The following is a 19,310-nucleotide window of genomic DNA, read 5'->3' on the forward strand; positions in this document are numbered from 1 at the left end:
AAACCGACAGATGCACGCCGACCGCTCCTCGTTCGAGGCTTATCTGAAATTCCTGGCCGAGGCGGCCAACGACGGTACGCCCCAGGTGTTGGAAACCCAGCACGCCCTGTCGCTGCATTTCGACGCGCTGGCCACCCAAAGCTTCATGTCGCGCAAGGATCCCGACAGGCTCGTGCTGGGTTATACCCGGACCATGATGGGATTCCTGCTGTTGCACCCAACGCCCGCCAGAATCTCGATGATCGGCCTGGGGGGCGGTTCACTGGCCAAATATTGCTACCGGCACCTACCCAATACCAGGATTGTGGCCATTGAGATCAATCCGGCGGTCATTGCCCTGCGCGACCAGTTCCACATCCCGCCGGATGACGAGCGACTCGAGGTAGTTTGCGCGGATGGCGCCGAATATGTCTCGAACCGGAATGCGCGACCGGACGTCATCCTGGTGGATGGCTTCCTGGCCGACGGCATGCCGGTGCAGCTTGGCACCGCGGACTTCTATGCCGACTGTCATGCACGCTTGACCGATACCGGGGTGCTGGTTGCGAATTTTCTCGAAAGCGATCCCGATATTCCGCTCTACCTGGAGGAAGTCAGCGCCTCGTTTGGTCAGTCGATATCGCTTTCCCTTTCCGAAGACAGTTGTAACTACACGCTGTTTGCCTGGAAAGGTGCGCACAAGCTGCCCTCCCTGAACGCGCTGACGGCGCGTGCGCGCATCCTGGAAACGGCGCATTCGCTGAACCTGACCGCGGCCGCTCGCCGCCTGAAGCACGGCGAGCGGCTTGCGTCGGATCGCGCCTTCTGGCCTAAGCTCGGAAGGTCGCAGACTCGGTATTGACACCGCCCCCCCGCGCGCACACCACCTTACCGACGCGACCATGCCAATCCTGTACCTGCGTAAGCTCACCGGGAAGGAGCGCAATCCCGGGATCAATCGGCAACTCGCCTGCTACCTGGCCTTCGTTGCCGGAGCGACCAACGCGGGAGGCTTCCTGGCCGTGCAGCAGTACACCTCTCACATGTCGGGGATCGTGTCCGCCATGGCCGACAACCTGGCGCTTGGCAGTTTCTGGCTGATGCTGGACGGCCTGGGGGCCATGCTGTCGTTTTTGGCGGGTGCCGCCTGCTCGGCGGTGCTGATAAACTGGGCTCGGCGCGAGCGGCTGCATAGCGAATACGCATTGCCGCTCATGTTGGAAGCTGCGCTGTTGGTGTGTTTTGGCCTGCTTGGCAGCAATCTCGAGCACCACGAATGGTTGTTTGTACCAGCAACGGTCATGGTGCTCTGTTTCATCATGGGCTTGCAAAATGCCATGATCACCAAGCTGTCGAACGCCGAGATCCGCACCACGCACGTGACCGGCATGGTCACCGACATCGGTATCGAACTGGGCAAGCTGTTCTATTGCAACCTGTCCAGAGCCGATTCGAGCAAGCCACTGGTGCTCGCCAATCGGCACAAGCTACAGGTACTTATCACCCTGGTCGCCTTATTCTTTGCCGGCGGCGTCATTGGCGCCTTGGGGTTCAAGCACGTCGGGTTCAGCGCCACGCTTGTCCTGGCAACCTTGCTGCTCGCCCTCGCGGCGGTTCCGGTGCTCGACGATGTGCGCCTGCACTTGTGGCGCCGGGACCTTCTGCCTCATTTGGCCGCACGTTCCCGGCGTTGGGCTCGGGCAGTCAAGGAAGATGTGCACGCGGTGTGGCTGGCCGCGCACGATCCCCGCACGCCTTGGTATGCGAAAGCGCTAGCCTTGCTGGTCGCAGCCTATGCCTTGTCGCCCATTGACCTGATTCCGGATTTCATTCCAGTGCTCGGCTGTCTGGACGACGTGGTGCTGGTACCGCTCGGCTTGTTGCTGGCAATACGATGGATTCCTGCGGAAGTAATGCGCCAGCATCGCGTAGCCGCCGCAGAGGCCGCAAATCGCCCCGTCAGCCACGTTGCGGCGCTGGTGATCGTGATCCTCTGGGCCATTGCCGCGGTGTCGGTAATGATCTGGCTCGTGCAACATCTGCCCGGGCGGGGAAGCACCTGAAACGACGGCCCGATCAGGCGCAAAGTTGCGCAAACCTGAGCTGATGACACGGCTCAATGGCTTCGTAGAGAGTAAGACATGAGCGACGAACAGTATCACCGTGCCGTGGATCTGATCCACTTGCTCTACGCAGCGCTGGTCGGCCTGATGTCCCCCGGCGGAGGCGAGGAAGCTCGTGAGCTGGCCGAGAGCGCTATGCAAGAGGCGTCGGAATTCCTCGGATTACAGCCGGGGGAACGGTAGTTGAACTCGATTGCGGCGCTCAGTTGGGTCGCACGTAGCGCGCAGCCTTCCGCAGCCTCGGCTCGCTCCCGACCGACTGTCTGATACCTGCACCAATGAATAGTCAAAAGATCAGATTTCTTCGCTCACGAATTCCCACCTTCGAGTGCACCCCTGGATGTCATGACTGTTGTGGGCCGGTGACCACCTCAACCGAAGAGATGTCGAGGCTTCCCGTTAAGAGCGATGCCGAGCACGAAACTGCGCTGGCAAACCTAAATTGCCCCCATCTGGATACCAAGGGGTGTAGCGTGTATTCGGAGCGCCCGTTGATTTGCCGCTTGTTTGGCACGACCCCAAGGCTTGCCTGCCCGAACGGAAATCGGCCGGAAAGAATGATCGATCCGGATATTGAAGAAGAAATTCAGCGCTTCTTTGTAGAGACACGCCACGTGCTGGTATGAGGCAAGAGGCACCGGCGGTAACAACAGGACGCAGGCAATTCGCTATCGTAAGGCCGCCTTGCGCAGCAGAGCCAACCCTGGCGGCCAGCAATGCCGGCGGTATCTAGGCTCGAGACCAATCAGGCGCTGGACGACATCGGGCGGGAGTCTGGTCCGTCGCGTGGAGTGCATTCGCCGATTGACCCCGTGGCATTGCGCACATCAAGCAAACCGGAGCACGCGACGCGGCTCGATACCTATCGCGAGCGCGTCATGCGAGCTCCTTCAGACAACGGCTTTGAGGACGTCCGCTGCCAGGTCCGCCTCCGCCAGCGAGTCGACGGCCACGTAGGCGACAAATTGCGTACCGATTACCGCCGCTGAAAAACCACGGAGGTTGATCCTCGCTTCGGCAAGGTCCTCGGTCAAGGCAGCGGCAAGGCCCGGTATATTCTGGCCCATGACGCGCACGCAATGCTGCTTTTGCGTGAGATTGAATCCGGCGATGGCCGCCGCCACCATTTCGCGCTCTCCCTGCAATGGTGTGACAAACACGACGCTTTCGCCAGGCCTGTCCGGACTGCGCCGGGCAATGATGAATTGCAGATCGGCCCCCACATCGCGCAAGGTCGTCAGGACCCCGGCTAGGCCACCCGGCTTGTCCGGTATGCTCGCCGCCCAAACTTCCACTTGTTCCACGAGCAGTTCCATCGTCGTTTCTCCTTGCTCCACCCGTTCGGCGCGAGAGGCCGCTCCCCGTATCGGCTCATCCAGCCGTGGCGCACCGTCCATTGGATGGGTGCTCAGCGAGAAGCCGTCGTCTTGCGGGCGAACGGCGAACGTGCCTGGCGTTAGCGGTAAACGTGAAGTGTAGTAAAGATAAAGATGCTCCGTCGAAGCGCCTGAGCAGAAGGTTCGATAAATCAATAAGTTAGCGTTTCCTTGGTGGGCAGGCGTACCAACAACACCCTTCGCGGTGGGCTTGCCGGCACGCAGGTCGCGCACCGGCCCCGGTATTTGTTGGAATTGACCGGACCGCCAAGGCGGGCGGGGATAGACGTCAAACCGAATCAACGCGGCGCGGACTGGCTTCCGATTCCGTGCATGCCGCTGATGTCAGACACGCCGTTCTCAATCGACGTGATGGACCCATCCGAACGGGTCGGCGATCCTGCCGCGCTGGATGCCGGTCAGCAACGAACGGAGGCGTTGCGTGACTTCGCCTTCCCCACCATTGCCGATCGTGAATTCTCCACCAGCGTGGCGCACCTGCCCGATGGCGGTGACGACCGCGGCCGTGCCGCAGGCGAAGGTTTCCTTAACCCGGCCACTGGCTGCATCCGTGCGCCACGACTCGAAGTCATATGGTGTTTCGTTGACCGGAATACCCTCGTGCCCGGCCAGTTCGATGATCGAAGCGCGGGTAACGCCCGGCAGGATTGTCCCTGTCAACGGGGGCGTGCGCAGGGAGCCGTCATCCATCACGAAAAACACATTCATGCCCCCGAGCTCCTCGATCCAGCGGTGCTCCGCAGCATCAAGGAACACCACCTGGTCGCAGCCTTTGGCCGAGGCATCGGTCTGCGCGATCAGGCTGGCCGCGTAATTGCCGCCGCACTTGGCCGCGCCGGTGCCGCCAGGGGCCGCGCGGGTGTATTGATCCGAAACCCATACGGTCACCGCCGACTTGCCGGCCTTGAAATACGGGCCGACCGGGCACGCGATCACGCAGAATATATACTCGGCCGCCGCGCGCACACCGAGAAAACTCTCCGAGGCGAACATGAACGGGCGCAGGTAGAGGCTCCCCTCGCTTCCCGGAATCCAGGCGCGGTCAATATCGACGAGCGCTTCCACGGCTTGCAGGAATGTGGCCTCGGGCAGGTCGGCCATCGACATGCGGGCAGCGGAGGCGCGAAAACGCCTTGCGTTCTCCTCTGGTCGGAACAGGGAGATCTTGCCGTCCTCGCCACGGTATGCCTTCATGCCCTCGAAGATTTCCTGCGCGTAGTGCAGTACTGCGCAGGCGGGATCGATTTGGAAAGGACGGCGTGCTTCGACCTTGGCGTCATGCCAGCCGCGACCGTCGGTCCAACGGATCGTGACCATGTGATCTGTGAAAACGCGTCCGAAGGTCGGGTTTTCCAACCTGGCTGCGATCTCATCGGCGGGGGTGGGTTGGGGGTGAGGCTCTACAACGAATTGCAATTGATTTTCCGTGCTCATTTTTCAGTGTTCCAAGGATGTTGGGCCATATGGCCCTGGCCGACGCGATATTGTCACCGGGGCGGGTGTCTTACAAGGGTGGAGAGCTACTCGCCAAAACGCGGTGCGCCGTCGCGCGCCCCATCACGGGCAGGCCGGACGCGCCCGATTCTAATCTGCTGCGGGCCGGGTCAGGCCGCAGCCCTCTGCGCGTTACTGCGATATTGGGCCAGCAACGCCATCCGCCGCTGCCGCGTCCTACGCAGCACGGGCAGGCGAACCAGCGTTTGGGCGCCGCTCAGGTAGACACAGCCTTTCTCGAGGGGATACTTGTCGCCCAGGCTGGCGTTCGCCAGGGCCTCGGGCAGGTTGCGCGGGTAGTTTGGCATTCACCATGTCTGTCTCCGGATGCTTCTTTTGTCCGGAGGAGTCTAGGAAGCGCTCGCGCCATCGTAAATTCAAGAATTCCAACATCTGGTATCTTCAAAACGCATAGCGGAGGGATGGACGCGCTGACAACCGTGTCCTGGACTGCCATCTTCACTGCCTGAGTGTGGTCGAGTCGCTTGCCGCCGACGGCATGACGCTGATCATGGTGACGCACGAAATGAACTTTGCGCGCAAGGTCAATGACCACATCGTGTTCATGCACCCGGGCAAGGTGCACGAGGCGGGCACGCCCGACCAGGTATTCGGCCAGCTGCGGACCCCCGCGTTGCGGCAGTTCTTGTCAGCCGTACACGGTTGTACCTGAGCAGTGGCGCGCTCGCGGCTGTCGACGGTGGGTGGCCGGGCATCCGTCAATGCCCTGGCATGGCGCAGTTGAGCGATGCCTGCCGTGGTCTGCACGACTGTGAGAGGCGGCTGGCCGGGCAGTCGGCAGGCACCCTATTCGGCGAGCTCGAACACCACCTCCTGCGCTCCTTCCCAAAGTACCTTGGTGCCCAGGGCGCGGAGGTTCTCGTTGCCTCCGACGATGGTCAGGAAATGGTTCCCCGCGAGTTGCCCCATTTTGCTCGCGAAGCAGCAACTGCCATAGGCCAGGATGATCTCGGTCTCGCTGTAGCCGCCAGGATAGAACAGTATGTCGCCCGAAGACGGATGGCTCGTGTGGTTCTCGAAGCTGACGCCGAGCCTGAATTCGCCGAGCGGAATCCAGCAGCCTTCTCCGCTCCAGCGCACATGGATCAGTTTTTGCCGATAGGGCAGCAGCTTCAGGAACGCGGCCACGGTTTGCGGCGCGTCCGGATTGGTCTCGGCGATGAACGTGTAGCCGGCGGCGGTGATGCAAAGTCGGGTCATGTCGGTCCTGTAGGCGAGTGGGAAGGCGTACCGAAGAGCGTATCTCAGGCGAGCGCGGCCATCAGCATTTCGGCCACGGCGATCAGTCTGCGGTCGCTTCCCTTCGGTCCAAGCAGGGAAATGCCGAGCGGCGCACCCTGGCGGCCAGACAGAGGCAGAGTCAATTGCGGGAACCCGGTCAGCGGCGTCAGGCACAGCGATTGCGCAGCGGCCGTGCGATAGTCTTCCAGGGCCTCCGCCGGCGCGGTCCGCAGCGTGGCAATGTCCGGCATGGTCGGCAGCACCAGGATGCTGTCCTGCCCGAGCATGCGGCCCAGGTGTGCGGTGAAGGCGTGGCGTATCGTACTGGCGTGTTCGAACTGGTCGCGCGTGACGCCCTTGCTGAACTGGAATCGGCCGGCCACGTCGGGGCCGAGCTGCAGTGCAAAGTCCTCGATCAGGGTGCCGTCGGCTTGCCAGGCTTCCCACCCCTGCACGTACCGGAAAGCCCAGTACAGCTCGGACAGGGGGCGGTCGGCCACGTTGACAGGCATGGCCGTGCCAAGCAGGGATTCGATGCGGGCAACGGCTGGCGCGAGCGCCGCGCGTGCCTCGGGCGTTGGCAGTTCGAAGAGATCCGCGGCAAGCAGCAGTTTCGGGGGCACGGACAGCGGCTGGCTGTCGTTGCCGAGCAGTACGTCGGCGACGCGTGCGAATGTGCCGATGTCGCGTGCAAAAAAGCCGCAGGTATCGAGCGACTCGCTCAACGGCATGCATCGCTCCAGCGTGACACGGCCGTGCGAGGGGCGGATGCCCAACAGGCCGCAATGGCTGGCCGGCGCCCGGATCGAGCCCCCGGTATCGGTGCCGAGCGCGAAATCGCACAGGCCGTGCGATACCGCGGATGCCGATCCCGACGAGGAGCCGCCTGTAATCCGGTCTGGCGCGGCGCCGTTGTAAGGGCCGCCATAGTGATAGTTCTGGCCATTCATCGAGAACGCGAGTTCATCGGTATGGACCTTGCCCAGGAACGTGGCACCGGCCTCGAGCAGACTGCATACCGCCGGCGCTGTGGCCGTCTTGATGCCGGAGCGCGCCAGCACATGCGGGTTGCCGCCGCCGGTCGGGTATCCGGCTACATCGAACAGGTCCTTGACCGCGAATGTCAGCCCGCTCAGCGGGCCCTGCGCCGCGTTGGGAACAGGCGCCTCGGGGTAGGGCAGGAAGGCGCGGGACGGATGGGTGGCCAGGCTCATGGCTGTCGGGTTCCTTTTACCGGTGAATGCTGAAGCCTGAAGGACTCAGGCGGCCTCGGCCGCGGCGCGCGCGGAAACGAGGGTACAACTGACTTGATGGCCGTTGCCGAGCGACACCGCGCGCGGCACGTCGGCCAGGCATTCGGGGCGGGCGTGCGGGCAACGCGGCGCGAACGCGCAGCCCGGCGGCAATGCCGCGAGATCCGGCGGCGCGCCGTCGATGGATGGCAGCCGCTCGCCGCGATGCATGCCGTGCTGGCGGCTTTGCAGCAGCGCGATCGTGTATGGGTGGCGCGCTTCGCGCATCAGCGTGCGGATCGGACCTTCCTCGACGATGCGTCCGCCGTACATCACCGCGACGCGGTCGGCGATTTCCACCGCGGCGCCTATGTCGTGCGTGACAAAGACGATGGACAGGCCCAGCTCGCGCTGCAGTTCGCGCAACAGGATCAGTACCTGGATCTGCACCGTGGCGTCGAGCGCCGTAGTGGGCTCGTCGGCCAGCAGGATCTTGGGCTGCGCGGACAGCGCCAGCGCGATCATCGCACGTTGCCTCATGCCACCGGACATTTCATGAGGATAGGCGGCCAGTCTGCGCTCCGGGCTCGGGATCCGTACGGCTTCCAGCGCCTTGAGCGCGAGTTCCCGTGCTTCGGCGCTCGATACCTTGCGATGTGTGCGGATGCACTCGATGAGCTGCTGGCCCACGGTGTAGACGGGATCCAGCGCCAGCAGCGGTTCCTGGAACACCATCGCCACGGTGCCCCCGCGCAGGCGCGCCAGTGCCCGCTTGTCCAGGTTCAGCACGTCCTGCCCTGCGACCCGGATATCGCCGCTCATCTTCGTGCGACGCGGCGGGTGAAGGCGCATCAGCGCGCGCAGGGTGACGCTCTTGCCGGAACCGGACTCGCCGATCAATGCGACGGCTTCTCCCGTGGCAACATCGAGCGACACGCCGTTGACGGCCTGGATGGTCTTGCCGCCGCCCGCGAACGTCACGCGCAGGTCCCGGAGTGAAATGGCGGGGGTATTAGAGGGCATGGTCATCTCCGGCCAGGTTCAGTGTGCAGCGGCGTGCAGGCCGGGCGTCATGCGGCGCAACGGCTGCGAATGGCCGCCATCGGGCATTGCCATCAGGCAGGACACGGGGTGTTCCGCCAGCGCGTGGGACAACGCCGGTGCGCGGCGGGCGCAGACGGGCTCCGCGCTGGCGCAGCGAGGATGAAAGCTGCAGCCCGATGGCGGGTTGATCGGGTTCGGCGGGTCGCCGGCCAGCGGCGCGGCCAGGGTGCGATGGTCGGGGTCCATCGACGGCATCGAGGCCAGCAGCGCGCGCGTGTAAGGGTGGGCGGGGTTCCGGTAAATGGATTCGGTATCGCCGACTTCCACGACCTTGCCCAGGTACATCACCATGACCCGGTCGCACAGGTAGCGGATCACGTTCAGGTCATGGCTGATGAAGACGTAGGTCAGGTCGAACTCGGCCTTGAGATCGAGCAGCAGGTTGAGCACCTGGGCCTCGACGGACTTGTCCAGTGCGGACACCGCTTCGTCCAGGATCACCAGCCGCGGGCGCAGCGCCAGTGCCCGCGCGATATTGACGCGCTGGCGCTGGCCGCCGGAAAGCTCGTGCGGGTAGCGTCCGGCAAAGCGCGACGGCTCCAGTCCGACGCGGTTCAGCAGGTAGCGGGCCCGCTCGGTGGCTTCGCGAGCCGGCACGCCATGTACGCGCGGCGTGAAGGCGACCGATTCCTCGATGGTCAGGCGCGGGTTCAGCGACGAGTAGCTGTCCTGGAAGACCATCTGCACCTGGCTGCGGAAGGCTTTCATCGGCAGCTGCCGCGAGCCGACGCCCTGCGCGTCGAAGATCAGTTCGCCGCTGTCGTGGGGTGTCAGTTGCATCAGCAAGCGAGCCGTGGTGGATTTGCCGCAGCCGGATTCACCGACCACGCCGAGCGTTTCGCCCTTGCGCACGTCGAAACTGATGCCATCGACGGCGCGCACCACGCCCGCCCGGCGCAGCGGGATCGCCGACTTGAGCGGGAAGTGCTTGACCAGATCGCGCGCGATCACGAGCGGCTGGGCCGGACCGCCAATGTCGGCGGCGGGGGAGACGAGCGTATCGGTCATGTTCAGTCCTTGATTTCCATGGCCGAACGGATGCCGTCCGCCAGCAGGTTGAAGGAGATCGAGGTCAGGAAGATCATTGCGCCGGGCAGCGCGGCCACCCAGGGCTGGGTGTAGATCGCCGTGCGTAGCGTGTTGAGCATCAGTCCCCATTCGGGTTCCGGCGGCTTGACGCCGAGGCCGAGGAAGGACAGGCCGGAGGCCAGGATCATCGATACGGAAATCAGGCTCGTGGCATAGACGAAGATCGGGCCGAGCACGTTGTTGAGCACCTGGGCCCGTACGATGGTCAGTGCGGACGCACCCGAGGCACGGGCCGCATCGACGAACTCCCGGCTGCGTAACTGCGTGGTCACGCTTTCCGCTACGCGCACGATCTGCGGCACGAACACGATGGTCAGCGACAGCAGCGCATTGCCCACGCCGGCGCCGAGCGTGCCCGACAGCGCGATGGCCAGCAGCACCGACGGAAACGCGTACAGCACATCCGTCACGCGCATGATTACCGTGTTGGTCCAGCCGCCGGCGTACCCGGCGACGATGCCGATGGCGCTGCCGATCACGAATGCCAGCAGCACCGGCGTGATGCCCATGAACAGCGAGAGCCGGCCGCCGAGCATCAGGCGCGACAGCATGTCGCGGCCGAGCTCGTCCGTGCCGAGCAGGTAGTGCTCCGTACCGACCGGCTTCAGGCGTTTCAGGATCGACGAGGCATAGGGGTCGCCCGGCATCAGTGCCGGGGCAAATACAGCCATCAGCACGAGGGCGATCAGGATCAGAGCCGCTGCCATTGCGACCTTGTTGCGCAGCAGCCGCCGTACGACCGTGGCCCAGTAGCCGGGAGAGTGTTCGATCGCCAGCGGCGCGACGGATTTGTTGAGCGTCATTTCCATCCGGGACTCCTCAGTTGCGCTGGATGCGCGGGTCGAATACCGTCTGCAGCGCATCGACGAACAGGTTCAGCATCACGAAGAAAACGGCCAGTACCAGGATCGTGCCCTGCAGGAGCGGGAAATCGCGCTGGAAGATGGCCGAGTTGAGCAGGAATCCGGTGCCCGGCCAAGAGAACACGGTCTCGATCAGGATCGAGCCGCCGAGCAGATAACCAAGCTGCAGGCCCATCACCGACAACGCGGTGGGCGCGACATTCTTGACCACGTGGCGGAACACGGCGAAGTCCGACAATCCCCGCGCGCGCAGGCCGACGATGAATTCGTTGGACAGGATTTCCGCCACGAGCGCGCGGATCGTACGGCTGACAATTCCCATCGGGATCACGGACATCGTCACGGCAGGCAGAAGCATGTACTGGACGTGCGCCCAGTCCCACGTCCAGGCTCCGGAGCCGTCCGGCCCCGCGCCGGTGGCGGGCAGCCACCCGAGCAGCACGGAGAAGGCAATCACCAGGACCATGCCGAGCCAGTAGTGGGGAATGCTGACGCCGAGCACCGACAGGAACGAGGCAATGCGGTCGGCTACTGAATCGCGCAGGTAGCCCGCGACAAAGCCGAACAGGCTGCCGAGAGCGAAGCCGATCAGCGTGGCCACCGCCGCGAGCCGGATCGAGTTGACCACGGCGTTCGACACTTCAGCCATCACGGGCCGGCTGGTGGCGATGGAAGTGCCCAGATCGCCGTGCAGTGCGCGGCTCAGCCAGTGCACGAATTGCTCGAGGAACGGCTTGTCGAAGCCATATAGCGCGGTGAGCTGGTGCCGCAGTTCTTCGGAGGCGTCGGGAGGCAGCACGGACACAAGCGGATCGCCGGGAGCGATGTGGACCAGCGAGAAGCAGAGCAGCGCGACCCCGAGCAGGATCGGAAACGCATAGAGAACGCGGTGGAACAGATAAGTCATGGTCTGTGCCCGTCGTGTGGGTGTCATGCGCTCCCTGCCCGTGCGGGCAGGGAGGCGGGGGCTGGACGAGACGTGGCGAGTCCGTCCCCTTGGGCGCTCTCCTGCTGAGCGAAAGAGAGCGGGTGCCGGGTTACAGGTTCAATCCATCGACATCGTGGCGATATCGATGAACCAGCTTTGCGGCTGGACCACGCCCTTGACCTTCTTCGAGATAGCACGGGGACCGACGTCGTGCGCAATCAGCACGAACGGTGCTTCCTCGACGATGCGGGCGTGCAGTTTCGCCAGCGCCGCGTCCCGTGCCTTGGCGTCGAACGACGTGCGTGCCGTCTCGATCAGCTTGTCGAATTCGGCGTTGCCGAAATAGCCCCAGTTGTTCGAAACCGGAGGCTGCGTCTTTGTGCTGACAAAGCGGACCATGGCAAAGAACGGATCCATGGCGGCAAAGCTCACGTTGATGGCATTGGCACCGTGCGCGCTTGCGTCCTTGGCGCCGACGCGCCAGTTCGTGAACAGCGCGTTCCATTCGACCACATCGAAATCGACATCAAAGAAGCATTCCTTGAGGTTCTGCTGGACATACTCGTTCATTGGCAGCGGCTGCATCTGGCCGGAGCCGGAGGCCGATACCTGTACCTTGACCTTGAGCGGCCTGGCCGAGGAGTAGCCCGCTTCGCTCATTAGCTTGCGCGCCGCATTGGCGTCGTACCGGATGTCGAACTTCGGGTTGCCCCACCAGGGATTGCCGGACTCTACAATGCCCTTGGCCTCCGCCATATAGCCGCCAAGGAGCGCCTTGAGCTCAGAGCGGTTCACGCAGAGGTTGGCGGCTTCACGCACACGCTTGTCGAGCCAGGGTGAGTTCGGTGCGAACGACAGCTGCCACGGCCACACATGGGGCTGGGCGTTGGCGTAGACGTTGAATCCGCGGCTCTTGATCTGGGCGATGGCGTCGGGGGCCGGTGCCTCGATCCAGTCGACCTGGCCAGACAGCAATGCCGCGGTGCGTGCATTGGCTTCGGGCATCGGCACCATCACCACCTTGTCGATGCGGGGCACGCGCAGGCTGTCCCAGTAAGCTGCATTCTTTGCCAGTTCAAGGCGCTCGCGCGGCACGAACCGCGTCATCTTGAACGGGCCCGTGCCCGACGCGTCGGCGGCGAACGCGACCCATGCCTGCTTGCTGCGCTCGCCCGCATCGGTTACCGATGCGGGGACCGCGGCGTACTTTTTCTCCCACTGCGCGGGCGACGCCATGAACAGGTTCGACAGGTTATACGGCAGGAAGGAGTCCGGCTCGGACGTGACCAGTTCAACGGTCAGGTCGTCGATCTTCTTCGCACTGCGCAGCGTAGGCATGCGCGAAGCCGTCACGCCCACCTGGCTCGGATCGAACTGTCGCGCCGTCTTGTCGAGGACCTTGTTGACGTTCCACACCACGGCATCGGCATTGAACGGAGAGCCATCGTGGAACTTCACCCCGGGGCGCAGCTTGAAGGTCCACCTGGTCTTGTCCTTGTCCTCGACCTTCCACTCGGTGGCAAGATCGGGAATCAGCAGGCTGGGCCCGTTGCTCTTGGACAGGTCCCATTGCGTGAGTGCGTCATACATGGGAATGCCGGTGAAGCGGTTGCCCTCGAAGCCCTGATCGGGCTGGCCCAGCGTGCGGGGGATATCGGCGGCGGTCATGCCGATGCGCAACACCTTCTCGGCCATCGCGGCACCGGGCAAGGCGAGCAGCGAGAGCGCGACGGCCGCGGACACGGACCGCACAGCAGCGGAGAAACCTTTCGCTTGGATGGACGTAGGGTGGTTCACGGGCAATGCTCCTGGGTTGGGAATGGCTGCGAACGATCTAGCAATTGATATGCCAGCAGGACATGCGCATGCATTGGTCTGCTTCTTGCTGCATAGGGCACGATGTTCAACCACCGCAGGCATGACACACATGGATTCGCAGCACCTTCCCCGCATCAATGGCGCCCGCCTCTGGCAGTCCCTCATGGATCTCGGCGCGATCGGCGCCACGGCCAATGGCGGCGTATGCCGCATCGCGTTGACCGACGCGGACCGCAAGGGCCGCGATCTCGTCGTGCAGTGGTTCCGCGAGGCCGGGCTCGATGTACGTGTCGACGAGATCGGCAACGTGTTCGCACGCCGCCATGGAACCGACCCCGAAGCGCCGGCCGTGGCGACGGGCAGCCATATCGACACGCAGCCATCCGGCGGCAAGTTCGATGGCAACTTCGGCGTGCTGGCCGGACTCGAGGTAATGCGCACGCTCAACGATCTCGGCATCGACACGCGCGCGCCGCTCGAAGTCGCGTTCTGGACCAATGAGGAAGGCACGCGTTTCACCCCTGTCATGATGGGATCAGGTGTGTTTGCCGGGGTGTTCGCGGCGGATCATGCCCGCGCCCGGACGGACCGCGACGGCGTGCGTGTCGATGCGGCGCTCGAGGCTATCGGCTATCGCGGTGAACATCCCGCGGGCGAGGTGCCGGGCGGCATGTATGCCGCCTATTTCGAAGCCCACATCGAGCAAGGGCCGGTGCTGGAAGCGGCGGGCCTGCCGATCGGCGTGGTCTCGGGCGCGCTCGGCCAGCAGTGGTACGACGTGACCGTGACCGGCCAGGACGCCCACGCGGGTCCGACACCGCTTGCCCTGCGCCATGATGCGCTGCTCGCATCCGCGCGCATGATCGAGATGGTGAACCGCATCGCGCGCGAGGAAGCGCCGCATGGGCGCGGCACGGTAGGCTATGTGGAGGTCAGGCCCAATTCGCGCAACGTGATCCCGGGGCGGGTCGATTTCACGGTGGACTTCCGCAACCTGTCGCAGGAAGGGCTCGACCGGATGGACGCGGCCATGCGCGAGGCCTTCGCGGGAATTGCCGAGGCGGCCGCGGTATCGGTCGACATCCGCCAGGTCGTCAAGTTCGAGCCGTGCCTGTTCGCGGCATCGTGCGTGGACAGTATCAGACGGGCTGCGGCATCACTGGGCCTTCCCCATATGGACGTGGTAAGCGGGGCAGGGCATGACGCCGTCTATCTTGCGCAGCTTGCGCCAACGGGGATGATCTTCGTGCCGTGCAAGGACGGCATCAGCCACAACGAACTGGAAGACGCGCTGCCAGAACATATCGAAGCCGGCGCCAACGTGTTGCTTCAGGCGATGCTGGCGCACGCACGCTGAAGGCCGATGCATCGCCCGCGGGCGCCGCGTTTTCTCGCACACGAGGGGGCGAGCCCGCGGGGCTTTCAATGTCCGATGGACCTGGAAATGGCCCACGCGCATTCCACGACCAGTGGCCCGAGCTTCTTCTGGGCCTCCGCCATGGTCCAACGGCTGGCAGGCGGCGACACATGGACCGCACCAACCGCAACGCCACGGTTGTTCACGATCGGCGCGCCGACGCCCATGTCGCCCAGGAACAGTTCCTCTTCGTTGCAGGCGTAGCCCACGCTCCTGCAAGCCACTACCCGTTCGAAAATCGCTTCGGCATCGGTCAGCGTGGCCGGCGTGCGCCTCACGCGCGCAGAGGCCCCGAGCATCGCCCGCACCTGTTCATCGGGCAGCGTGCTTAGGTAGGCGCGGCCGGAACTCGTACAGTACATCGGAATGCGCATGCCCACGGGCGTCAGCACGGGCACATACTTGGCCGTCATCAACTGCGCCACATAGACCATGTCGAGTCCCACGGGCTCGGTGAGATTTGCCGTTTCACCACTGGCATTCGCCAGTTGCGACAGATAGGGGCTGGCAACGGGAATCAGGGCATCCGCCGCCAGGTAGTTGTAGCCGATCTCCATTACCTTCGGCGTCAGACGGAAGCGGCGTGTTTGCGGATGCTTGTCGACATAGCCGAGCCGCTCCAGGGTATGGACCGTGCGTTGCGCCGAGCTCTTGGTCATGCCAGTCAGATCGGCCAGCTCGGCCAGCGTCAGGGTGCGGTGAACGCCATTGAATGCGCGCAGGACTTCCAGGCCTTTCTCGAGCGACTGGTTGAAAAGCGGGTCCGGCCGCTGAGATTCCGTGGACATGGGTCAGCTTGAAGGAGCACCATCGGCGTGATCCACTGCACCACGATGGCAAGGTATTGCAACAAGATATTGATGAATCGATTATCGATTCGATGCGGATGACCAATGATACATGGTCCGGATGGCTTTGGCCTGCCCGACCCCGGGCGGGAACGGCCCCCTGTCACCGGGTATCCGGCTGGAACCCTTGTCGTTCAAAGGTGCCCGGAAAATGAATGGGAACCTGGCGGGCGTCGACATGCTGCATATTCCGTACAAGGGCAGTGGCCCGGCCATGACCGACCTGCTGGCTCGTTATGCGCGAGCCAGCAGCGTAGCGCAGTCGGTGGGACAAGGCGCTGGCCCAGGACAGCGGCCCGGGGCGCTCACAGGCGCCCGCGGTTCGAATCATTGAATTTGCGTCGGATTTGCTGCCTCGCTGTTGGTAGACAAGCGGCGAATTTCGTCCGCGATGATGCCGACCAGTAACTCGCCCGCCTTGCTTAACGGGCGGCGTGGATGTGTGACAGCGATGATGTGCCGTACGATCCGGGGGGCCAGGATTGGATGCGCGCGCAGCGCGCCCTGCTCGACGGCGCGGCGCACGACGATGTGGGGCAGGATCGTTGCAAACCGCGTCGCTTTGACAAAGTTGACGAGCGTCCCAAGGACATCGATCTCAAATGTCGGGGTGAGCACGATCTCCTCGTGCTGCGCCGCCGTATCCAGCACGCTTCGTAAGCCGTGGTGCTTGCTTGGCAGCACCAACTCCAGGTTGGGAAGCCGCGACAGCTCGATGGTCGGGGGCAGTTCCGGGCCGTGCAATGCGCTGGTTACTAGCACCATCTCCTCGTCATGCAGCGGTTTCGCCTCCAGCGAGATGCGCTCGCGCGGCTTGTTGACGATCGCCGCATCCAGTCGGCCGCCGGCCACCCAGTCGATCAGTGTCGTGCTGTAGCCATCCGCAACGGTCACCTCGACCTGCGGATAGCGGGCATTGAAGCGTGACAGGGATTCCACCAGCACTCCCTCGGTGACCGACGCGATCAGCCCGATCGCCACGCTGCCAGTGACCACTTCGTCGCGTTGCACCAGTTGCTCGCGCGCCGCAGTGAAGTCCCGCATGACCGGCAGGAACAGGCGGTACATCAGCCGCCCCGCCGCGGTCGGCGACATGCCATAGGCAGTGCGCTCGAACAATTGCTGGCGCAGTTCATCCTCCAGCTTGGCGATCTGCATGCTGAGTGCCGGCTGGACGATGTTCAGGCGCTTGGCGGCACGCGTGACGGAGCCGTCCTCGAACAAGGCGATGAAGTATTGAACCTGGCGCAAGTCCATGTGCTTGATGGGTCCCTATGGGTCATAAGATCTGATGATGATGTCTCAAACCTTATAACACCGGATGCCAGGCCCCGGATCATTTGGGTCCCCGCGGCAGCGGTCATGTGCACCTGGCATTGCGTCGCCGCGAAAAGGTCGTTCCAACGCCATGCACCCGTACAAGTACTGACATCATCAGAACTGATTTTTTACATCAGAAAACAATATTAGAGCTTATGGAATAGAGCCGCTACGCTTGTCACAACTTCACACCGATACGCCTCGCCCGTGCAGAACGCGGCAGGCGACAAGCAGGATCCACAGGAGCAACTCCATGTATGAATTCGAGGCCGACATCGCACGCGGCGCCGACTCCGGCGCGGCCGGCCAGCAGCATGGGCCGCTGACGATGCGCAGCTGGCTGCGGCATCTGGCCGATACCGGGCGGCTGGCTTGCGTCGACGTCCCGGTGTCGCTCGAGCACCAGCTGGCCGCCATCGCGAAGCGGCTGGATGGCCGCCAGGCCGCGTTCTTCTCCCGGCCGGGTGCACACCAGATCCCTGTGGTCAGCGGCTTCATGTCACGGCGTGCGTGGCTGGCCGAAGCCATGGGCGTGCCGGAGGCCGCGCTGCTTTCGCGCTTCAGCGATGCCGTGGACAATCCCTTGCCGGTGGCCGAACTTGGCCCGGGCGAGGCCGCCTGCCAGCAGGTGGTCCACCGCCGCGAGGACGGCAACCTTGATCTGCACCGGCTGCTGCCGATCCCGACGCACAGCGAACACGACAACGGCCCCTATGTCACCGCCGGACTGGTGATTGCGCGTAACCCGCGTACCGGCATCCAGAACGTGTCGATCAACCGGATCCAAGTGCATGGGCCAGACCGCATGGCGATCCTGATGCTGCCGCGCCACCTGCACGCCTTCTATCAGGCGGCAGAAGAAGCGGGCGACGCCCTGCCCGTGGCTGTGGTGATCGGCGTGGACCCGCTGACCATGCTGGCATCACAGGCGATCACGCCAATCGATCGCGACGAACTCGAGATCGCCGGCGCCCTGCACGGCAGCGGTTTGCGCGCCACCAAGTGCCTGACCAATGGCGTCGTGGTGCCCGCGGATGCGGAGATCGTCATCGAGGGGCGCATCCTTCCCGGCGTGCGCGAACCCGAGGGCCCGTTCGGCGAGTTTCCGAAGTACTACAGCGCGCGCGAGCCGCGCGAGGTCATCGCGGTCGATGCCGTGACGCATCGGCGCAATCCGATCTTCCACACCATCGTGCCTGCCGAAATGGAGCACCTGTTGCTCGGCGCTATCCCGCGCGAGGCGACGCTGCTGTCGCACCTGCGGCGCAGCCATCCGGGCGTGCAGGACGTGCATCTGTCGGTAGGCGGCGTGTGCCGGTACCACCTCTACGTCAAGTTCAGCAAGAAGCGCGAAGGCGAGGCGAAGAACGTGATCCTGTGCGCGTTCGGGGCCCACTACGACCTGAAGCAGGTCACCGTGGTCGATACCGACGTGAATGTGCACGATCCGGCCGAGGTCGAGTGGGCCGTCGCCACGCGCTTCCAGGCCGACCGGGACCTGGTGGTAGTACCCGGGGCCCAGGGCTCGGTGCTCGATCCGTCCACCACGGTGGCGGCCAGCCAGGCCGGCATGGAAGCACCCCCGCACCTGCAGGGCATCAGCGCCAAGATGGGCATCGACGCCACGCGGCCGGTCACCTACGACTCGCATGTGTTTACCCGTGTGCGCATTCCCGGTGAGGACGCGGTGCACCTCGAGTCCCTGCTGGCTAATTCCGGCGCGCCGTCATGGCAGGCCTACCTTGGCCAGGAGGCCTAGCATCATGACTGCAAGGCAGCGGATCATCGTTGGCATCTCCGGCGCGAGCGGCGCGGTCATCGGCGTGCGGCTGTTGCAGGCGCTGGCACGAATCGATGCAGTCGAATCCCATCTGGTGGTGTCTTCGTCGGGTGCGCTGACCGCCGCGCAGGAACTCGGCATCCGGCGCAGCGAGATCGAGTCGCTGGCCGATGTGGCGCACAGCGTGCGCGACATCGGCGCCGCGGTGGCGAGCGGGTCGTTCGTGACGGAGGGCATGGTGATCGCGCCGTGTTCGATGAAAACGCTGGCCAGCATTGCCAACGGGTTTGCCGACAACCTGCTGACGCGCGCCGCGGATGTGGTGCTGAAGGAGCGGCGGCGCCTGGTGCTGGTCGCGCGCGAGACGCCGCTGAACCTGGCGCACCTGCGCAATATGACCGCGGTCACGGAGATGGGCGCCATTGTCATGCCGCCGGTGCCGGCCTTCTACGCGCACCCGCAGAGCGTGGATGACATCGTCAACCACACGGTTGGCCGCATCCTCGACCTGTTCTCGATCGAGCACGACCAGCTGCCACAGCGGTGGAGCGGCCTGGCAGACGACTTTGCCCGCAGCGCACGGGCAGACGAGGCCGAACCGGTTGACACCGATCGCGGCCGGCTGGCAACGACATAGCCGGCGCGGCGGCCCGCGGATCGCGGTGAATACCAATAC

At 64.2% G+C, this 19,310-nt stretch carries 19 protein-coding genes and 1 pseudogene; 8 read left to right on the forward strand and 12 right to left on the reverse strand.

The genetic code is table 11. The features are described 5' to 3' along the window. Positions 1-10 precede the first annotated feature (10 nt). From IPF36_RS17340 to IPF36_RS17355, 4 genes are all read left to right on the forward strand, one after another. Entirely contained in the window at positions 11-841 is an 831-nt protein-coding gene (locus IPF36_RS17340) for a fused MFS/spermidine synthase (RefSeq protein WP_135706931.1), read from the forward strand. A 40-nt stretch (positions 842-881) separates the two neighbouring features. After that, on the forward strand, positions 882-2,042 hold the full coding sequence (locus IPF36_RS17345) for a DUF1275 domain-containing transporter (RefSeq protein WP_195429244.1): 1,161 nt from the start codon (positions 882-884) through the stop codon (positions 2,040-2,042). A gap of 78 nt (positions 2,043-2,120) precedes the next feature. Then, the gene (locus tag IPF36_RS17350) at positions 2,121-2,285 is read left to right on the forward strand and encodes a hypothetical protein (protein WP_165971416.1); all 165 of its coding nucleotides are present in this window, start codon (positions 2,121-2,123) and stop codon (positions 2,283-2,285) included. A gap of 95 nt (positions 2,286-2,380) precedes the next feature. Then, a complete protein-coding gene (locus IPF36_RS17355) occupies positions 2,381-2,728 on the forward strand; it encodes a YkgJ family cysteine cluster protein (protein WP_133092755.1) in 348 nt (115 codons plus the stop codon). A gap of 264 nt (positions 2,729-2,992) precedes the next feature. On the opposite strand, the gene IPF36_RS17360 is transcribed toward IPF36_RS17355, so the two are convergent. From IPF36_RS17360 to IPF36_RS17370, 3 genes are all read right to left on the reverse strand, one after another. Then, positions 2,993-3,418, reverse strand: a complete 426-nt coding sequence (locus IPF36_RS17360) for an amino acid-binding protein (protein WP_133092754.1) — start codon at positions 3,416-3,418, stop codon at positions 2,993-2,995. A gap of 420 nt (positions 3,419-3,838) precedes the next feature. Then, complete coding sequence (locus tag IPF36_RS17365) at positions 3,839-4,933, reverse strand: branched-chain amino acid aminotransferase (protein WP_133092753.1); 1,095 nt, start codon at positions 4,931-4,933, stop codon at positions 3,839-3,841. Positions 4,934-5,103: 170 nt separating this feature from the next. Beyond that, positions 5,104-5,301, reverse strand: a complete 198-nt coding sequence (locus tag IPF36_RS17370; protein ID WP_195429246.1) for a hypothetical protein — start codon at positions 5,299-5,301, stop codon at positions 5,104-5,106. A gap of 158 nt (positions 5,302-5,459) precedes the next feature. Here IPF36_RS17370 and IPF36_RS17375 point away from each other — a divergent pair. Then, positions 5,460-5,666: pseudogene (locus IPF36_RS17375) on the forward strand (amino acid ABC transporter ATP-binding protein); the annotation flags it as partial. 134 nt (positions 5,667-5,800) lie between these two features. Here the strand turns inward: IPF36_RS17375 and IPF36_RS17380 are convergent. From IPF36_RS17380 to IPF36_RS17410, 7 genes are all read right to left on the reverse strand, one after another. Further along, on the reverse strand, positions 5,801-6,214 hold the full coding sequence (locus tag IPF36_RS17380; protein WP_133092752.1) for a DUF3830 family protein: 414 nt from the start codon (positions 6,212-6,214) through the stop codon (positions 5,801-5,803). Positions 6,215-6,258: 44 nt separating this feature from the next. Next, positions 6,259-7,449, reverse strand: a complete 1,191-nt coding sequence (locus tag IPF36_RS17385) for an amidase (RefSeq protein ID WP_195429247.1) — start codon at positions 7,447-7,449, stop codon at positions 6,259-6,261. 45 nt (positions 7,450-7,494) lie between these two features. Next, a complete protein-coding gene (locus tag IPF36_RS17390) occupies positions 7,495-8,496 on the reverse strand; it encodes an ABC transporter ATP-binding protein (protein WP_133092750.1) in 1,002 nt (333 codons plus the stop codon). A gap of 12 nt (positions 8,497-8,508) precedes the next feature. Continuing rightward, positions 8,509-9,579, reverse strand: coding sequence for an ABC transporter ATP-binding protein (locus IPF36_RS17395; RefSeq protein WP_195429250.1), 1,071 nt, complete (start codon positions 9,577-9,579; stop codon positions 8,509-8,511). Between the two features lie 2 nt (positions 9,580-9,581). After that, complete coding sequence (locus IPF36_RS17400; RefSeq protein WP_135706926.1) at positions 9,582-10,469, reverse strand: ABC transporter permease; 888 nt, start codon at positions 10,467-10,469, stop codon at positions 9,582-9,584. Between the two features lie 10 nt (positions 10,470-10,479). Next, positions 10,480-11,430, reverse strand: a complete 951-nt coding sequence (locus tag IPF36_RS17405; protein ID WP_133092747.1) for an ABC transporter permease — start codon at positions 11,428-11,430, stop codon at positions 10,480-10,482. A 138-nt stretch (positions 11,431-11,568) separates the two neighbouring features. Beyond that, a complete protein-coding gene (locus IPF36_RS17410; RefSeq protein ID WP_255519820.1) occupies positions 11,569-13,146 on the reverse strand; it encodes an ABC transporter substrate-binding protein in 1,578 nt (525 codons plus the stop codon). A 232-nt stretch (positions 13,147-13,378) separates the two neighbouring features. On the opposite strand from IPF36_RS17410, the gene IPF36_RS17415 reads away from it, so the two are divergent. Further along, positions 13,379-14,626, forward strand: coding sequence for a Zn-dependent hydrolase (locus IPF36_RS17415; RefSeq protein ID WP_195429254.1), 1,248 nt, complete (start codon positions 13,379-13,381; stop codon positions 14,624-14,626). 65 nt (positions 14,627-14,691) lie between these two features. On the opposite strand, the gene IPF36_RS17420 is transcribed toward IPF36_RS17415, so the two are convergent. Further along, positions 14,692-15,474, reverse strand: coding sequence for an IclR family transcriptional regulator (locus IPF36_RS17420; RefSeq protein ID WP_133092744.1), 783 nt, complete (start codon positions 15,472-15,474; stop codon positions 14,692-14,694). 387 nt (positions 15,475-15,861) lie between these two features. Further along, entirely contained in the window at positions 15,862-16,791 is a 930-nt protein-coding gene (locus IPF36_RS17430) for a LysR family transcriptional regulator (protein ID WP_133092743.1), read from the reverse strand. Positions 16,792-17,107: 316 nt separating this feature from the next. Here IPF36_RS17430 and IPF36_RS17435 point away from each other — a divergent pair, with 316 nt between their 5' ends. Both IPF36_RS17435 and IPF36_RS17440 read left to right on the forward strand, forming a co-directional pair. Beyond that, a complete protein-coding gene (locus tag IPF36_RS17435; protein ID WP_195429258.1) occupies positions 17,108-18,613 on the forward strand; it encodes a UbiD family decarboxylase in 1,506 nt (501 codons plus the stop codon). 4 nt (positions 18,614-18,617) lie between these two features. Next, positions 18,618-19,271: a UbiX family flavin prenyltransferase gene (locus IPF36_RS17440; RefSeq protein WP_133092741.1), complete on the forward strand. Its 654-nt coding sequence runs from the start codon at positions 18,618-18,620 to the stop codon at positions 19,269-19,271. The last annotated feature ends 39 nt before the right edge of the window (positions 19,272-19,310 follow it).

Origin of the sequence: Cupriavidus sp. IK-TO18 (genome assembly GCF_015549295.1) — a bacterium.
GTDB lineage: Bacteria > Pseudomonadota > Gammaproteobacteria > Burkholderiales > Burkholderiaceae > Cupriavidus > Cupriavidus oxalaticus_A.

Coding starts and splice junctions, on each gene's coding strand:
- IPF36_RS17395 (WP_195429250.1), bottom strand. CDS start 9,579: ATGACCGATACGCTCGTCTCCCCCGCCGCCGACATTGGCGGTCCGGCC.
- IPF36_RS17385 (WP_195429247.1), bottom strand. CDS start 7,449: ATGAGCCTGGCCACCCATCCGTCCCGCGCCTTCCTGCCCTACCCCGAG.
- IPF36_RS17365 (WP_133092753.1), bottom strand. CDS start 4,933: ATGAGCACGGAAAATCAATTGCAATTCGTTGTAGAGCCTCACCCCCAA.
- IPF36_RS17360 (WP_133092754.1), bottom strand. CDS start 3,418: ATGGAACTGCTCGTGGAACAAGTGGAAGTTTGGGCGGCGAGCATACCG.
- IPF36_RS17345 (WP_195429244.1), top strand. CDS start 882: ATGCCAATCCTGTACCTGCGTAAGCTCACCGGGAAGGAGCGCAATCCC.
- IPF36_RS17340 (WP_135706931.1), top strand. CDS start 11: ATGCACGCCGACCGCTCCTCGTTCGAGGCTTATCTGAAATTCCTGGCC.
- IPF36_RS17370 (WP_195429246.1), bottom strand. CDS start 5,301: ATGCCAAACTACCCGCGCAACCTGCCCGAGGCCCTGGCGAACGCCAGC.
- IPF36_RS17355 (WP_133092755.1), top strand. CDS start 2,381: ATGAATAGTCAAAAGATCAGATTTCTTCGCTCACGAATTCCCACCTTC.
- IPF36_RS17440 (WP_133092741.1), top strand. CDS start 18,618: ATGACTGCAAGGCAGCGGATCATCGTTGGCATCTCCGGCGCGAGCGGC.
- IPF36_RS17430 (WP_133092743.1), bottom strand. CDS start 16,791: ATGGACTTGCGCCAGGTTCAATACTTCATCGCCTTGTTCGAGGACGGC.
- IPF36_RS17435 (WP_195429258.1), top strand. CDS start 17,108: ATGTATGAATTCGAGGCCGACATCGCACGCGGCGCCGACTCCGGCGCG.
- IPF36_RS17410 (WP_255519820.1), bottom strand. CDS start 13,146: ATGGCCGAGAAGGTGTTGCGCATCGGCATGACCGCCGCCGATATCCCC.
- IPF36_RS17405 (WP_133092747.1), bottom strand. CDS start 11,430: ATGACTTATCTGTTCCACCGCGTTCTCTATGCGTTTCCGATCCTGCTC.
- IPF36_RS17350 (WP_165971416.1), top strand. CDS start 2,121: ATGAGCGACGAACAGTATCACCGTGCCGTGGATCTGATCCACTTGCTC.
- IPF36_RS17390 (WP_133092750.1), bottom strand. CDS start 8,496: ATGACCATGCCCTCTAATACCCCCGCCATTTCACTCCGGGACCTGCGC.
- IPF36_RS17415 (WP_195429254.1), top strand. CDS start 13,379: ATGGATTCGCAGCACCTTCCCCGCATCAATGGCGCCCGCCTCTGGCAG.
- IPF36_RS17420 (WP_133092744.1), bottom strand. CDS start 15,474: ATGTCCACGGAATCTCAGCGGCCGGACCCGCTTTTCAACCAGTCGCTC.
- IPF36_RS17380 (WP_133092752.1), bottom strand. CDS start 6,214: ATGACCCGACTTTGCATCACCGCCGCCGGCTACACGTTCATCGCCGAG.
- IPF36_RS17400 (WP_135706926.1), bottom strand. CDS start 10,469: ATGGAAATGACGCTCAACAAATCCGTCGCGCCGCTGGCGATCGAACAC.